This window comes from Clostridium sp. CTA-6 (assembly GCF_054768115.1).
This window is the reverse complement of sequence record NZ_BAAAAU010000001.1, coordinates 145752-162605: the sequence shown is the minus strand read 5'-3', so window position 1 is coordinate 162605 and position 16854 is coordinate 145752. Positions and strand designations below refer to the sequence as shown.

17 protein-coding genes are annotated in these 16854 nt (G+C 26.1%); 4 read left to right on the top strand and 13 right to left on the bottom strand.

The genetic code is table 11. The features are described from left to right. Positions 1-5: 5 nt before the first annotated feature. Genes folE through ACYUDJ_RS00705 form a run of 5 tightly spaced genes read right to left on the bottom strand, consistent with a single transcriptional unit; the run spans position 6 to position 3475 of the window. Positions 6-596, bottom strand: a complete 591-nt coding sequence (gene folE, locus ACYUDJ_RS00725; protein ID WP_003486359.1) for a GTP cyclohydrolase I FolE — start codon at positions 594-596, stop codon at positions 6-8. Positions 597-600: 4 nt separating this feature from the next. Continuing rightward, on the bottom strand, positions 601-1266 hold the full coding sequence (gene queE / locus ACYUDJ_RS00720) for a putative 7-carboxy-7-deazaguanine synthase QueE (protein ID WP_043031865.1): 666 nt from the start codon (positions 1264-1266) through the stop codon (positions 601-603). Between the two features lies 1 nt (position 1267). After that, positions 1268-1699, bottom strand: coding sequence for a 6-carboxytetrahydropterin synthase QueD (gene queD, locus ACYUDJ_RS00715; protein ID WP_003486363.1), 432 nt, complete (start codon positions 1697-1699; stop codon positions 1268-1270). Positions 1700-1715: 16 nt separating this feature from the next. Then, positions 1716-2477, bottom strand: a complete 762-nt coding sequence (locus tag ACYUDJ_RS00710) for an acyl-CoA dehydratase activase (RefSeq protein WP_003486365.1) — start codon at positions 2475-2477, stop codon at positions 1716-1718. Then, on the bottom strand, positions 2474-3475 hold the full coding sequence (locus ACYUDJ_RS00705) for a 2-hydroxyacyl-CoA dehydratase family protein (RefSeq protein ID WP_043031864.1): 1002 nt from the start codon (positions 3473-3475) through the stop codon (positions 2474-2476). Before ACYUDJ_RS00705 ends, ACYUDJ_RS00710 begins: the two co-directional genes overlap by 4 nt. 623 nt (positions 3476-4098) lie before the next feature. Between ACYUDJ_RS00705 and ACYUDJ_RS00700 the strand changes: the two genes are divergently transcribed. Beyond that, entirely contained in the window at positions 4099-5043 is a 945-nt protein-coding gene (locus ACYUDJ_RS00700; RefSeq protein WP_043031863.1) for a helix-turn-helix transcriptional regulator, read from the top strand. A gap of 57 nt (positions 5044-5100) precedes the next feature. Next, positions 5101-5823, top strand: coding sequence for an effector binding domain-containing protein (locus ACYUDJ_RS00695; RefSeq protein ID WP_043031862.1), 723 nt, complete (start codon positions 5101-5103; stop codon positions 5821-5823). Positions 5824-6124: 301 nt separating this feature from the next. On the opposite strand, the gene ACYUDJ_RS00690 is transcribed toward ACYUDJ_RS00695, so the two are convergent. From ACYUDJ_RS00690 to yeiL, 5 genes are all read right to left on the bottom strand, one after another. After that, positions 6125-8722 carry a LuxR C-terminal-related transcriptional regulator gene (locus ACYUDJ_RS00690; protein WP_003486373.1) on the bottom strand — a complete coding sequence of 866 codons (2598 nt, stop codon included), beginning with the start codon at positions 8720-8722 and terminating at the stop codon, positions 6125-6127. A gap of 131 nt (positions 8723-8853) precedes the next feature. Then, on the bottom strand, positions 8854-9843 hold the full coding sequence (locus ACYUDJ_RS00685) for an ABC transporter permease (RefSeq protein ID WP_003486375.1): 990 nt from the start codon (positions 9841-9843) through the stop codon (positions 8854-8856). Then, positions 9843-10586, bottom strand: a complete 744-nt coding sequence (locus tag ACYUDJ_RS00680) for an ABC transporter permease (protein ID WP_003486376.1) — start codon at positions 10584-10586, stop codon at positions 9843-9845. The genes ACYUDJ_RS00685 and ACYUDJ_RS00680 overlap by 1 nt, the downstream gene beginning before the upstream one ends. Before the next feature lie 10 nt (positions 10587-10596). Beyond that, a complete protein-coding gene (locus ACYUDJ_RS00675; protein ID WP_003486378.1) occupies positions 10597-11535 on the bottom strand; it encodes an ABC transporter ATP-binding protein in 939 nt (312 codons plus the stop codon). A 119-nt stretch (positions 11536-11654) separates the two neighbouring features. Beyond that, positions 11655-12350, bottom strand: a complete 696-nt coding sequence (yeiL, locus tag ACYUDJ_RS00670) for a transcriptional regulator YeiL (RefSeq protein WP_042385135.1) — start codon at positions 12348-12350, stop codon at positions 11655-11657. A gap of 115 nt (positions 12351-12465) precedes the next feature. On the opposite strand from yeiL, the gene ACYUDJ_RS00665 reads away from it, so the two are divergent. Next, on the top strand, positions 12466-12891 hold the full coding sequence (locus ACYUDJ_RS00665; RefSeq protein ID WP_003486381.1) for a DMT family transporter: 426 nt from the start codon (positions 12466-12468) through the stop codon (positions 12889-12891). A 13-nt stretch (positions 12892-12904) separates the two neighbouring features. Beyond that, positions 12905-13345, top strand: a complete 441-nt coding sequence (locus ACYUDJ_RS00660) for a DMT family transporter (RefSeq protein ID WP_003486383.1) — start codon at positions 12905-12907, stop codon at positions 13343-13345. A 192-nt stretch (positions 13346-13537) separates the two neighbouring features. On the opposite strand, the gene ACYUDJ_RS00655 is transcribed toward ACYUDJ_RS00660, so the two are convergent. From ACYUDJ_RS00655 to ACYUDJ_RS00645, 3 genes are all read right to left on the bottom strand, one after another. Then, entirely contained in the window at positions 13538-13900 is a 363-nt protein-coding gene (locus ACYUDJ_RS00655; protein ID WP_042385139.1) for a VOC family protein, read from the bottom strand. A 263-nt stretch (positions 13901-14163) separates the two neighbouring features. Further along, on the bottom strand, positions 14164-16068 hold the full coding sequence (locus ACYUDJ_RS00650) for an FtsX-like permease family protein (RefSeq protein WP_003486386.1): 1905 nt from the start codon (positions 16066-16068) through the stop codon (positions 14164-14166). Then, entirely contained in the window at positions 16055-16822 is a 768-nt protein-coding gene (locus tag ACYUDJ_RS00645) for an ABC transporter ATP-binding protein (protein WP_003486388.1), read from the bottom strand. The genes ACYUDJ_RS00650 and ACYUDJ_RS00645 overlap by 14 nt, the downstream gene beginning before the upstream one ends. Positions 16823-16854 lie beyond the last annotated feature (32 nt).

Sequence of the window (16854 nt, the reverse complement as noted above, 5' to 3'; positions counted from 1 at the left end):
CCTCTTTATTTTGTATAAAGCATCATTAATTTATTGCTTACAATTGTATCAGTATTAAATTTTCCTCTTAATGTAGTTGTTATAGTTTTAGTATTTGTCTTTTTTATTCCTCTAGTAGTCATACAGCCATGTTCACCTTCTATAATAACAGCTACATCCTCTGAATCAGTTACCATCTTTAGAATTTCTGCTATATCACTCCCAATTCTCTCTTGAAGCTGTAGTCTACGTCCTACCATATCTGCTATTCTTGCTATTTTACTTAATCCAATAATTTTTCCCTTAGGTATATATGCTATAGCTACTTTCATATTGTACATAAGTGCTAAGTGATGTTCACAATGACTAAATATCTCTATATCCTTCATAAAAACCATATCGCCTACATTATCGCTTACACATAAATCATCTTCAAAAGTTACATTAAACATTTCTGCGATTTCATCATTGGTATAGCACATACCCTTAAATACTTCTTCATACATTTTAGCTACACGTTTTGGTGTATCCTTTAACCCTTCTCTTTCTGGATTATCTCCTAATGCTATCAAAATTCCTTTTATGTGCTCTTCAATGGCCTTAACATCAATTGCCATATTACTACACCCCTTTCTTATTAGGATCCCATATAATCTTGTGAAGCTGCAGTTGTAAATTAACTCCATTCATTTTATTATTTTTCATAAATTCTACAATAGTATCTAAATTAATTTTTCCAAAAACAGGACTTATATATATATTAGTTGTATTCACTAAATTATATTTTTTTATTATTTCTTTAGCTTTTTCTAAGTCCTCTATACTACCAGATACAAATTTTACCGTGTCCTTATTAGTTAAATATCTAAAGTTATCTAATGCCATTTTATTTTCCATATTACTTGAAGGAAGCTTATAATCCATAGTGAAACTTGGTGAATTTTCTATATCTAAAAATTCGTCTAATAATACACTACCATTAGTTTCAATTTCCACATAAAGTTCTTTGTCCTTAGAAAGAACTTTTAGTAACTCTACTATTCCCTTTTGCATAAGAGGTTCTCCACCTGTTAGGGTTACATTTTTAATTTTTTGTGACTTAATATAGTCATATATATCTTTTGAACTAATTAATTCATAAGATACATCCTTTTCATTTGCCCAAAGTGTATCACAATAACTACAATTTAAATTACAACCTGCAAATCTTATAAATATAGCTAATTGTCCTGAGCGTCTTCCCTCCCCATTTATACTTACAAATCTTTCAACTACTTTAAAATCCATCTTAATTAACCCCACTTTCTTCGTAGGTAGCACTATTATTAGGAGTTTCATAAACTGTAGAACTTTTTACATTATATCCTTTATCTTTCATGGTTTTATAGAAAAATAATGCAAAATTTTCTGCTGTTGGTCTAAAATTAACTTCTATTATACGAAAACCATCTTCTCTTAATGAGTTTAGTGATTGTTCCCTCATAGTTCCCTTTTCTATTATCAATGCATGATCATAATAATCTACTATAGATTTAACATCTTTTTTCAAATCCCCAAAGTCTATTACCATTCCATCAAGCTGACCGCCTTGTACTAATGATTTTGACTGAACCTGAATTTCAACCTTCCATCTATGTCCATGAATATTTCCACATTTACCTTCATAACCTGCAAGAAAATGAGCACTATCAAAACTATGTTCCGCCTTTAAAATATACATGTTTTTCCTCCTAAATTTATTTTAAAAATTCCAATCCAAAGTAACAACATCCAATGGCTCCATTAAACTGAGGATCTTCTACTGGGACTATTTCTTCATAATCATTATTTAAATATTTTTTTATTGAATTATTTCTAGCGACACCACCAGTTAGAACTAATTTCTTATCTCTAAATTTACTTAAAAGAGGCTGTAACCTTTTATACAAAGAGTAGTTAACTCCAGCACATAATCTTTCTATTTGTACCCCTTCAGCTATTTTTCCAATTAATTCTGACTCTGAGAATACTGCACAGGTAGAATTTAAATCCACAGGATTTTCCGAGTACCTGCTCATTTCATCTAAAGATATTTCAAGGACATTTGCCATATTCTCTAAATATCTTCCACAGGAAGCAGCACATTTTTCATTAAGCTCCAAATCAGTAGCAATTCCTTTTTCTACCTTTACCACTTTAACATCTTGCCCACCTACATCTAAAAGTATAAAATTCTTTAGTTTACTTTGATAAATTGCTCCATAAACGTGAGCCTTTATCTCATTTATTGGTGTAAAAAGCTTTAAATCCGTATTATTTTTCCCATAACCCGTTGATATTGCTTTATCAATTCCTTCTATATTTAGTTTTTCTAAATCTACTATAACCTTGCCATTAAAGCTACAGTAATCTCTGTAAAATTTCATGGTACTTACTTTTTTCTTTTGAACTATAATACTGTTTTCCATTAAAACAATCTTAACTTCTCTACTTCCAAGATCTATTCCCAATAACCTCATTGATTCCGCTCCTTTAAATCTAATAACATATCAAGAAAAGCTTCCAATCTAAGCTTGGTTCTTGCATCTAATGTATTTAACTTGTCCCCTTCAATATTTAACATAGGAATATCTAGCTCTTTTTTTAATACTATATCTTCAACAGCTCTATGACAAAAAGCCTGAGTGTAATGGATTATAGCATCTATCTTTCTCTTTTCTATTTGCTTTTTCAATTTCTTAATTCTAAACTCATTATCATAAGGATAGGTGTAATTATAATACTGTTCAAATATATTTGCAGCTTCTATCCCCCTAGGAAAAGCAAATTCTCTTTGAACTTCGTTATATACAAAATGAGCATTTAATTTTTCACTAAACTCATATATATCTCCAGTCATTGGAGGAACTCCTATATAGCCTAATCTTAATTTTTTATTTATTGGCTCTCTTTTCTCCATACCCTCAATGACTTTTTTAAGGTGTTCTTCAAATTTATCTATATTTCCATTAAAGTCACTTAAGCTCACCTGATATAGATGGTTTTCAAAACCATTAACCTTATTATCTATATAAGTCATTTCATCTATTTTTTTTGCTAGCTTTCTAACTCTATTTAATATTTTTCTAACCTGTTCTACCTTATCCTCGTTAACATTGAAGATATCCATGAACTTTCTTATTTCAATTTCTACATCTTTTAAACTATGACTATGGGGAAATGAAAATGGATAAATTTTTATTCCTCTTAGTTTAAAAACCTCAATAAGAACTTTAGTATTAGAACAATCCCCCTCCATAACTCCAACTATTTCTTTAATATTATTTTCTAGACATGCTCCATAAATCCCCTTTATCCAAGCACATAAGCTTTTGGGAAAACCATCTCTTTCAGCTACGTCTATATATTTTAAATAATTCTCTGAAGTTATAAACATATTATTTAAATCTACTGGTGTATATCCTGCTGCAACAATAACTTCCACTGGCACTGTAGTTGTTAATCCTATTTTTTTCATTTTCATTCCTCCTTGTACTATAGATTTTTCAATCTTTACACTCATTTAGACTTGAAAACATCAAATAGTTATAATGGTTATGATAAATTATTATTTATTAGAATATTTTACAACTATTTAAAGTTCCCTAACTTGTAAGGTTTTTAAGTTATATTTGAACAATCTTTATAAAAAACAGCCTTATACTGTTACTGTTATATTTAAGTTAAAAAATTCATTAGATAAGACCTCTGCGTCCTTGAATAACAATTTCTAAACTTTATATAAATTTAAAATTTCACCTAAAATAAAAAATCATATTTGTGAATTTTTTGCAAATAAAAAAGGGCATTAAATGCCCATCAACAAAAAAACTACCTAAGGCGGTAGCTACGTCCTAGTTTTATTTATAGACAGGATGGTTACGAACTGTCTTTATTCTTTTTTACGATATAAGTTTACTATAGTACATTTGTTAAGTCAAGTTCACACCCATAAATAACCTAAAGATTACCATATTGAATTTATTCTTTTAAAACTTTCTTATGCAATTCTCCCAACAATTTCTCTCTAAACAATCTTACAAGTTATTAATTTGATATAATAAAATAGTCATTTCAAATTATGGGGGGGTTTATAGATTCATGAAAATTAATAGATTATTGGCAATTGTGGTCATGCTTTTAAATAGAGAAAAAATATCTGCATCAGAATTAGCTGAAAAATTTGAGGTTTCTGTAAGGACAATTTATAGAGATATTGAAGCAATTAATCTTGCTGGAATTCCTATAGTTTCTCAAATTGGAAATAATGGGGGATTCTACATTATAGATAACTATAAAATCAATCATCAACTTTTAACATTAGAAGATATGATTTCAATTATAGAAGCTCTAAAAAATATGAATAAATTTTTAGATAATAAAAATGTTGAAATGGCCATTGAAAAGGTAAAAAATATTGTTCCTAAAGAAAAAAAAGAAGTATTTGATTTACATTTTGAGCAAATGTATATAGATACATTACCTTGGGGCTTTAAAAAATGTGAAGAAGAAAACTTAAAATACAAGATTATATATGATGCTGTAGATAACAAAAACTGTATAGTCTTTGATTATAGAAACTCAAAAGGTGAATATAATTGGAGACAGGTAGAGCCATTAACTCTTGTTTTTAAAGGTTTTTCATGGTATTTATTTTCCTTTTGCAAATTTAAAAATGATTACCGATTTTTCAAATTATCAAGAATGGAAAATTTAACTGTTTTACATGAAAAAATTAATGAAAATAGAATTTCCTATAAAGAATATATAAATATTAGTGAGAGTGAACAAGTACCTATAAGAGTTGTATTAAAGTTTTCTGAAAGAGTTAGATATAAAATAGACGATTGTTTTGATAAAGATGAAATGAGGTTTCAAGAAGATGGTAGTGTAATTGTAGATACATATTTATTAGAAGATGACTGGATATATTCCATGATATTAAGTTACGGAGAATATGTGGAAGTACTTGAACCCAATCATATTAGAGAAATTATAAAGGATAAATGTAAAAAAATTAATGATATATATTCAAATATGACATAGTGTTGTCAAAGCCTTCCTATATAATACAAATATAAACATAAGGAAGGGGAATAAAATATGGAACAAAGATATTGTCAAAGTTGTGGAATGCCAATGAATGAAGAGCTTTATAGTACTGAATTAAATAATAAAAAAAATCATGAATATTGTATTTATTGTTATGAAAATGGAGCTTTTAAGCATCCAAATTTAACTATGGAACAAATGATAGATGTATGTGTACCTTTTATGAAAGAAAAAGGAATGAAGGAAGATGAAGCAATAGCATTAATGAAAAATTGTTTACCTAATTTAAAGAGATGGAGAAAAGAAGATATAATTACTAAAATAGTAGAAAAAGATAAAATGATAATAGTTGGAAAAGAAATAAGAACAACTAACAAAAATGGTGCCTTTATGGCTGTAATTCCAAAACTTTGGGAAGAATTTGAAAATAAAAGACTTGGGGACAAAATATTAAATAAAGTAAATAAAGATGAGATTTTAGGTTTATATACTGATTATGAAAATAAAGAATTTGGCTTATATTCTTTTATGGTGGGATTTCAAGTTACAGATAAAAATTCTATACCAGAAGGTATGACATATAAAGTGATACCAGCTGGGAAATATTGTGTAGTAACAGCTAAAGGCAAAATGCCAGATAAAATAGGAGAAGCCTGGGGATATATATGGAATTCAGGACTTCAAAGAACCTATACAGGAGATTTTGAACTCTATGATAAGAGATATGATAAAAACGAAAATTCTGAAGTAGATATATATGTAGCCATAAAGTAAAGACTAACATAAAAACTTTTTATGATTTAGTACTTGATAATATTAAACAAGCTATCTTTAAAGTCTATCTTCCTTTTAAATTTTTTTCTTCTAATTTGTTAAACTTAGGCAAATTTACATGATTTATTTATTCTACACTAATAGTATATTCTTTTTTAATATTCACATACTATTAGTGTAGAGAGGTGATTTAAAATGGGTAAAGATTTTAGAAATAATTGTTTAAGGTTAGACCGAAAATAGTTTTAAAGTCTCCATGGCTTCACTAATCTAGTTGCCATAAAATATTAATACTTAAGTATTAATATTTTATGGCTTTAATTTTTTTATATTTCTCTACAGCTTGTACTCTATTAGAAACCTGAAGTTTAGAATATATATTAATCATATGAGTTTTTACCGTTGCTAAAGATATATTTAGTCTTTCTCCAATCTGCTTATTTGAAGCTCCTTCAAATAATATTTCCATCACTTCCTTCTCCCTTTCAGTTAAAAGTTCTGCTTTAATCTTTTCTGGTTCCATAATATCAATTAAATTTTTTATAAAATTATCTTCCTTAGAAGTTAATTCTATATCCTTGTCATTTTTAAGTTTTTTTATAATATTTAAAAGTTTTTCCCCTTCAAGTACATATGGCTTTAAATATCTATTATCAACACTATAATGAATAGCTTCTCTTAATAAATTAAATGTGGTTCTTCTACTTTCATTAAGTTCTTCTAATATTAATGTAAGCACAATTAATCCATCAACAAGATATATTTTAAATGATTTTTTTCTACTATATTCTAAGCATTTATATAAAATATCTTTAGCTTTTTCTTGTTCACCTAATATATAAATAACTCTTGCATAAGTAATCTTCTCATCAATTCTAATATAAATATTAGAATTCTTTTGTTGTTTTTCAAATAAAACCTTATATTCTTGTAAATTTTCATTTGAATAAATACCAGCTGATATGAAATATTTTATTCTTGCTGAATATAAATAAAGTAGTATATCTTTTTCTTTAGTTGTATGTATTGTTATAATCTTATTTGCCAGTTCTTTACCTTTCTTTTTATCTCCCTTTAAAAATTGAGATTCCATCAAATTATATAAAATTCCTCTATCTGCAAACTCATAGCCATCACAAAAAAAATCATTTATCAATTTAAGTTCTTCTTCCGATTTTTGTATTTCAAATCTTTTCATATAAATTCCAGCTATTCCTAAATGATACATAAACATTAAATTGCTTAATATAGGCATTTTATCAAGCATTTCTTTCATATTATTAAGAATACATTCTGCCTTATAGAGTTCACCTAATTCCTCTAAAGCACATGCTTTAATTGATTTACTGAAAAAACTTATATATGATATATTATATTTTTCACCTATACTATTGCTTTTATCTAAGTAATATATAGCTTTATCAAGATATCCTTGTGCAAAAAATATATAACAGCTATTTAAATATATTATAGCTTTTGTTATCTCACTAAAATTAAATTTTTCTATATATTGTAAATTCAATTTTGCATCTAAAGAAGAATCATATATGTATATTTTAAAAGCATTAATAACTTCAAACCATTCTCTTTCCTTTATCTTATTATCTAATATATCTATCAAATTCTTACATTCATTTACTTCCAAATTTACAAAATGATAAAATAATCTTTGAAGAGTTAACTCCTTACTTGTAATTAGATATTCTATAGGAATTTCTTTTAAATAGGACCATACTTCAATATTTTGTGCATTATTTTCTATTTCTATTAAAACTTTATCATAAGCTTTTATTTCTAATAAATGTTTTATGGCTTCCTCAATATTCCCTTGTTTTTTAAAAGCCTCACATGCTTTTAAATTTAGTTTTATCTGTTCATCTTTATTAACCTTTGAAAAAGTAAGATTTAAAAACTCCTTAAACAAATGGTGATATCTATATATTTTTCTCTGTTCATCTATAATAATTACAAATAAATTCTTATATATTAAAGAATTTATTATTTCTTCTGCATTTTTTGTATTCAAAATATCATTGCATAATTCTATGTTGAAATAATTTAAAATTGAAGTTTTTACTAAAAAATTTCTTTCTTCTTCACTAAGTTGTTTTAAAATTTCTTCTGTCAAATATTCTATTACATATTTATTTAATACACTTATATCACTAAATATATTATCCTTTCTACTTTTTAAAGCCAAGGAGATAAGCTGAATTCCTGCAATCCATCCCTCTGATATATTAAATATTTTATCTATAATATCTTCTGTAAGTTCAATATTCAATGTATTTTTTATAAAACTTAAACATTCCCCTTTTGAAAATCTCAAACTTTCCTCTTCAATTTCTAAAAGTTGTCCCTGTAATCTTAGTTCGCCTAAATATAAAGGAATCTCTTCTCTAGTTAAAAAAATATAATGTATATTATTAGATGAATATTTAATTAAATATTCTAAAGTTGAATTCAAAAATTCATCTTTTATATAATGAAAATCATCAAATACTATAAAAATATCCTCTCCCTTAGCTAATTCATTAACTATATAAGGAATAACATTAAATATTTCATCTTTTCTTATAAAAGTATTAAAAGTATTAGTAAGCTCTTTTCCATTATCCTCTAAATACTTCTTTAATATTTCAATAAGATAATACCAAAAGGATTTCCATTGATTATTTTCTTTATCAAGACTTATCCAATTTACATCACTTAAATTTTTATCCTTTATAAAAGAAGAAAGCAGTGTGGATTTTCCACTACCTGCTGCTCCTTTTATTATTGTAATTTTATAATCTTTTATATCCTCTAATTCTTTTATAATCTTTTCTCTTTTAACATAATTCTTTCTTGGCATTGGACTAATAAGCTTAGTCCTTATTAAGTTTACTTTGTTGTCCATATAATCACCTGTGAAATATTTTGTTACTTTCAAATAATTCGCAACAAAATAAAGTTACTTTTTTATTTGTCCCATAGCTATTATCTGCGATACTTAATTATACTATATATCTAATACTGTAGTAAATTAATTTAATATTTTCCTGTTTTCAAACTATTTTTCGTCATTAAACTTGCCAATGTAAATAATACTAGTATTAAGATAACAATATAACTTAACTCAAGTTTATAACTTAATATATTTTTACCATTTTCTATCCCTTGAACTAAAATTAAATAGCTCTTCTGAGGCAGTATATTAATTATTATATCCAAAATTTTATTATTATCTGAGAATGAATAAAAACTTCCTGAAAGAATAGAAGTTAATGTAATTATTACTGATCCAAGCATAAGACTACTCTCTAAATCATCAATAGCAGAAGTAATAAATAAGGCAAAAGCGGTTCCTAGAAAAGTTATTATGCTCAAAAGTATAGCTAAATTACCATAACTAAAACCTATATCAACATTAAACACTGCTTTTGCTATTACTATAGCTAAAAATACAGGCATATATATTATAATAAAATTAAATATTCCCTGTGCTAATAAATACTTTCCCTCACTTACAGGAGAAATTAATATTCTTCTAAAGGTTTTAAAATCTCTATCTTCAGGATACATTACCATAAGACCTACAGATTGAATCAAAATAATCATTATTAAAAATCCTAATATATTAGTACCTACCCCTCTTTTTTCTCCTATATCTATGTTCTTATTTATATTTTGTGGTGCCTTTAAATAATTTTTTATTGTGTTTTTAAATTTATCTCCCTTTATAGTTGTAATCTCAATTTTACCATTTCCTTTATCCTCTAACACTGCATCATACTTGTTTAATAAAAGCTCCGACATCTTAGGCTTTTTATCTAATACTTTTACTTTTAAATATTTTGTGTTTAAATTTACAGATTTATTTTCAGAAACCACTGCTATTGTACCTTTAATTTCCATTTTATCTGTAAAATAAACCGCCGCCATAATCATAAGTGGAACAAATATTATTGTATTTATAATAATTGATTTTTTAGAAATTATCCTATAAAAATTATTTTTTAATATAGTAAACACACTCATTATATATATTCCTCCGGTTTAAAAGTTATTTGACAAAGGATTATAAATATAAGTGAACTGCCAATACAAATGGCTATAGCTGGCACAAACATTGAAAAATCCTTATCATAAATTATTTTAAATATACATTCACTAATCCACTTTACTGGTGATATGTAGGAAAGCTTTTCTACTGTTTTTCCAAGATTATCCATAGGGAAAAATAATCCACCTAATAATGCAAGTAACATGTCTATTGGAGATAAAAACTTATTAGTTGCCTCTTCACTTTTAAAGATACAACACATTGAAGCCCCAAAAGAACACATTAAAAGATTAAATGAAATTAATAAAGCAATTATATATATAAAATTTTCTCCTCCCAAGTTTATTCCTAAAATATATTTTTCTATAATGAGTATTATAGTAAAAAGCACTGATGCAAATATAAATGTTGAAAATATTTTGGATAAAAATATTATAGTTTTAGAAGTAGGAGAATATATTAACCTTACATTGCCCTTTTTAACCTTCTTTTCCATAAAAGTATTTGAAGCTGTTAAAGCAATATATAATACAGTAAAAATAATCATTGTAATTCCATAATAATCATAGGATGTTACCCCTTCACCTCCATAATTTCCATTTGCTATAAATCCAAACAAACCTATAAGAACCAATGGATAAATTGTGTTATATAGAACAAGTATAGGATTTTTTAATATATTTATAATATCAATCTTTACAACTTTTAATAAATTCATAACCTTACTCCTATTCTCTTAAACTTCTTCCTGTTAAATTTAAAAATACCCTTTCTAGAGAGGCTAAACTACTATCAATATTTTGTATCTTACACTTTTTGTTCATCATAGTTAAAATTAATTTATCTAAATTTTCAACAGTATTTACAGATGTTATTTCAACTTTCTCATCTGAAATTATAACTTTTTTTACTCCCTCTATGTTAAAAAAGTCATCTTCTGTAAGTTTTTCTTTATTTGCTATATTAATAGAATATACTCTTTCATCCTCTATGTTTTTCTTTAACTCTTCCTTGGTTCCTTCAGCTATAATGGTTCCATGATCCATTATTATTATTCTGTCTGCTATTTCCTCAACTTCTTCCATATAGTGCGTAGTATATAATATTGTAGCTCCTCTTTTTTGTAATTTCTTAATTGAACTTAAAATATGATTTCTTGATTGAGGATCTATTCCTACTGTAGGTTCATCCATTATTATAAGTTTAGGATTATGTGCAATGGCGCAAGCTATATTTAGTCTTCTTTTCATTCCTCCTGAAAATGTCTTTGGCATATCTAATCTTTTATCATAAAGCCCTACAAACTCCAAAGTCTCCTTTACATTTTCATCAAGCTTTTTCCCTTTTAATCCATAAAGACTTGCAAAAAATCTTACATTCTTTTCTGCAGATATTTCTTCATAAATAGCTAAGTCTTGAGGAACTACACCTATATTTCTTTTAATATTCATAACATCCTCAGTAGATTTTTCACCTAAAAACTTAACTTCTCCTTTATCTGATTTTAATACAGTAGATAATATATTTATGGTAGTACTTTTCCCTGCACCATTAGGTCCTAAAAAACCAAGTATTTCTCCTTGTTTTACATCAAAACTTATTCCCTTTACTACTTTTTTGCTTTTGTAACTTTTTTCTAGATTTTTAACTTCTATTATATTTCCCATATGAATTCCTCCTTTTTATAATCTTATGATACAAAAATTTTTCATAAAAAAAATCAACCTTTCGGTTGATTTTAAAGGTTGATTTTTATATCATTATTTAAGATATTATACAAAAATAATTATTTATATAGATCTGCTGCAAGCTTTTTTAAAATTTTCTCATCTAATACTTGAAAATAATTACTTTTCTTCATTATGGCTCCCTTACAACTAAGACTATTTAATGTTCTTAATAAATGTCTATAACTTGTACCTAGAAGCTCTGCTATTTCAGTTAAGTTTTCATTAAACTTTATTATTCTTTCTTCATTATTATCTACTCTTTCACCAGTAGCAAGAATATAGCTGGCTAATCTATTTTCCAAAGGATAAAGCAAATTTATAGAACTATTTTTTGAACATCTATTTAATTTTCCACCTAAAGAACTACAAATAAACCTTAAAAATTTAGCATCATTAAGCAAATACAAGCTTACACTTTTTAAGGATATAGCTAGGCAATATGTATCCTCTATAACCTGCACATTGGAAGATGCATTTTCTAAATTAATGATTTCTACATCCCCTAACAATTTAAAATCATCATAAAAGCAAAGTAACAAAGACTTACCATTACTAAGAGTTGTATATACTTTAGCTTTTCCTTTTACAAGAAAAAAAAGATAATTAAGCTTTTCATCTTCTCTACAAATATGCTCATTTTTTTTGAAAAAGAAAAGTTCTATAAAGGGATTCATATCTTTAGTGAAGATATCATTAATTCTATACTTTGAAATATACTTATCTTTTTCTTTTAAATCATTTATTCTTATCATAGCTTTATTTTTAAACTCCTCATAAATTCTTGTTTTAAGTATGACATATGTCATATCTCTTTACAACTTTTTCATGATAAATTAAGTTTAAGGTTTCACTAGGAGGAATACTAATATGAAGAATAATTTAATTTCAGCCTTTATAGGTGCTTTAATAGCTATAATGACTTTATTTAATGGAACTTTGTCTAATACTTTTGGAAACTATACTTCAAGCATAATAATTCATGTTATTGGACTTTTTTCTATAACATTTGTGCTCTTAATAAGTAGATCGAAAATTAAAATTCAAAAGGAAATACCTATATACCTATATAGTGCTGGTGCTATAGGTGTCTTTACTGTAGTTTTTAGTAATCTTAGCTTTTCAAAGCTTGGAGTATCATTAACCCTTGCTTTAGGTTTATTAGGACAATCACTTTCATCAATTTTTATAGACCATTTTGGATTACTTGGAATGAAAGTTATTAAATTTGAAAAAAAGAAATGTATTGGTTTGTTATTTATTATTTTAGGAATTTTTATAATGACTGTTTTTTAGAGGGGGATTAATAATGTTATATATATTCATAGCAATTCTAGCAGGTGCTTCTATTGTAGCTGGGAGAATAATAAATTCTAATCTAGCAGAAAAAATTGGTATTTTTCAAGGAACTCTTTTTAACTATGTTATTGGATTGTTCTTTTCATTTATATTCTTATTTTTAAGTAACGAAAGCCTAAACATAACTAATACGAAAATAAAGTCTATACCTTTATGGGCTTATCTAGGTGGTCTTACTGGTGTTTTAGTAATTGTACTATCAAGCTATGTTACACCTAAAATATCTTCTTTCTATTTAACACTGATTATTTTTATAGGGCAATTATTTGTTGGTATTATAATTGATTATTTTACTTTAAATAAATTATCCTTCGGTAATTTGCTTGGAGGACTTTTAGTACTAATTGGACTAACTTATAATTTACTCATAGATAAGAATCAAAACATCTAAATTACTTCAATTAAAAATCCAGTATTTTTAATCATCCTTATTTTTGATTATATTTACTTCTTAAATCATATATAAGAACTCTTATACTACAACTTTACATAAGATAATTATCATAGCACAAAATGATAGCATAATGATAACAAAGAGCACTTAATCCATCTAAGATTAAATGCTCTTAATTACAAATTATAATTAATATAAAGGACATGTAATTTCTATATCATTACCTTCACTATCTGTAAATTCTAAAACTTGATTTTCACCTATAATTGTTAATGGAAAAACAATTTTGCAGTTTAATTGTTCTAATTTTTTTAGAACTAAATCAATATCATTTACTTCTAAACTTGGGAGACAGTTATTCCCCCATTTTTTTACTTCATTCATTTTCTCATTTGCAAATAGACCATATCTAAAACCATTAATGTCAAAAACACTATATATATCATTTTTTTCAGTAACTTTTTGTCCTAATAAGTCCTCATAAAACTCAATTGCTCTTTCCATATTTTTAACGCATATATATAATGATCTTAGTTTAAATTCCAAGTCCATATTTATTTCATCTCCCAACGGAAAGTTTAATATATACATCTTTACGAAATATAATACTAACCATATACAAACCCAAACAATTTTTATTTGAATTTCTAATTTTAACTTTATGAACTTCTCCTTTCTCAAATGCCTAAAAGCTTACTTAAATATTTTGTTATTTAAATTACTCTAATCATAACATTGGTAATATGACATCTGTATATCATATTAATTATCAATGGTTAATATCACTTGAAAAATATTTAATTGGTTATAATATTTTAATCACTGATAGTTTTTATATAAGATTTTAAAGTTATTAAATAATACCCACTGTAGAATACTGCATACACTAAAATAATAATTGCAAAGGCTTTATATATTTTAAGTGCCATCATTTTTCCAAGAACTATAGACGCTACATAAGAGTTACTTACTGCTACTATGAATGGTAATCCAAACAAAATAAACAATTCTTCTGATATAGCCTTCTTTATTTCTTTTTCACTAGCTCCTATTTTTTTAAGAGTTATAAATTTATTCTTATCCTCTTGAGCTTCCATGATAATTTTAAAGTATATGATACTTCCTGTAGCTGTAAGAAATACTAAACCAATAAATATTCCAATAAAAGCCATCATACCTGTCATCTTTAATCCATAACTATAACTTTCATAGTAAGTTAAAAGATTATTTTTAGGGGGAATTTGTTTTTTTAAATCCTGTATAAAATCCTTTAAAAAATATTCATTTTCAAATGTATATCCTGCAATTTTAAACACTTTTTCTTTAGAAATTGTACTTTTTATTTCGTTATATACAATATCCTTAACAACAAAAGTTTCTTTAAAATGCTCCATTCCTATAAAATATTTCATATCAGTACCTGATATTTTTAGATTATATTTTTTATTTTTACTCATTAATTCTATTATTTCACCAATTACACTTTTATTTGCAGCAAAATCTTTCATTTGAAAAAAATAGCAATCTGTAGAATTTTTTAAAGTTACTCTTCTATTAGTTTTTTCACTATTAGCAATTTTATTGAATTGACTTTCATTTATTATAAAAAATGTATTACTATTGCTATAAAAAGAAACTTTAGCTTTCACCTCAAGTAGTTCTATATTTTTATTATTTTTAACCGAAACTTCTTTATGTTTTTTAACAGTATCTTGGAAAATTTTGTCTATTCTATCATTATCTTTTATATATTCTACAGAAAAAGGTCTCACATATCTTGTATTTTCTTCAACTTTATCAAAAAGTCCAAAACAAGCTATCATAGCGCACAAAGCTATAGTAGTTGTAACTGATATTACACTTAAAGTACTCACATTACTTTTAAATCTATAAGAAATTTGAGAAATAGCTATTAGTTTTGTTCCCTTAAAAAGATTTTTTTCATTTTTTTTACTAAAATATATAATACATGAAGTAACCCCTATAAAAAATAATATAGTTCCTATAACAACTAAAAGCACTACTACATAAGCAAGATTAATATTAAAAGTAATCTTTTTTATTGCTATATAATATCCAACTCCTAAAAAAATAATAGAAAGTAGTGCAATGAAACTAGTTATAAAAGATACCTTTAAATCTTTCTCAGTCTTTCTTGATGCATTAAAAAGTTCTATAATATTACCCTTGTGCATAAGTATAAAGCTATGAATACTTATTAATATAAACATAAATCCAAATACTACGAAACAAACCCCAAAGGCTTTTAAGCTAAGCTGAATTTTTACATCTCCATGAGCCCCTATCATTGTATATAAGAGCATAAGAAAAAACTTATTAAAAATTAATCCTAAAGTAATTCCTAAAAAAAACGCACCAACTGTAGTTATAAAATTTTCTATAAAACTTAAAACAAAAGTCTGCATTTTAGACATCCCAAGTATCATATATAGAGCAAATTCTTTATTTCTGGATTTTATTAAAAAAGAGTTGGAATACCATACAAAATAAGATGAAAAAATTGCAGTTATATAAGAAGCCACAATGAACAAAAGGGTAAGCATTTGCTTACCCTCAAACTCAGATTTTATGCTGTTATTATTTACAATAGATATAAATAAATATAATACAAAAACACTGAAAGTAGAGCTTAAAAAAAATGTCCAGTAATTTTTAAAATTGTTCTTTATATTATTTAAGGCTATATTAAATAATGTCATCAGCGCCACCTCCAATAACAGAAAGAATTCTAATTATATTTTGATAAAAATTCTTTTTTTCCATATCTCCTCTGTATATTTCATTAAATAATTTACCATCTTTAATAAATATTACTCTTTTACAATAGGAGGCTGCAAAAGCATCATGGGTTACCATTAATATAGTAGTACCGCTATCATTTAAGCTTTTAAGACAATTTAAAAGCTCCTTTGAAGATTTAGAATCTAATGAACCTGTAGGTTCATCAGCTAAAATCAAGGATGGCTCAGTAATTATTGCCCTTGCAGCTGCTGCTCTTTGTTTTTGCCCACCTGAGACCTCATAAGGATGCTTGTCCAATATTTCCTTAATACCAAGTTTATAACTTATAATCTCTAACCTTTTTTGTATGGTTTTATAAGAAACTTTCATAAGCATTAGAGGTAAGACAATGTTTTCTTTTAATGTCATGTTATCAAGTAAATTAAAATCTTGAAAAATAAAACCTAGCTTTTCTCTTCTAAAGTAGGACAAACTTGGCTCCTTTAATTTTGTTATATCCTGTCCTTCTATAAACACATCCCCAGAAGTTGGCTTATCAATGGTGGAAATTACATTTAAAAATGTTGTTTTTCCTGAGCCTGACGGCCCCATTATTGCTGTAAATTCCCCTTTCTCTATCTCTAAATTTATATCATCAATAGCTGTATATTTCAATCTACCAAATTTTGAACCATAAACCTTTCTTAAGTTGTTTACCTTTAATACTTCCATTTTAAAATACCCCTTATGTAAAAATTACCTTA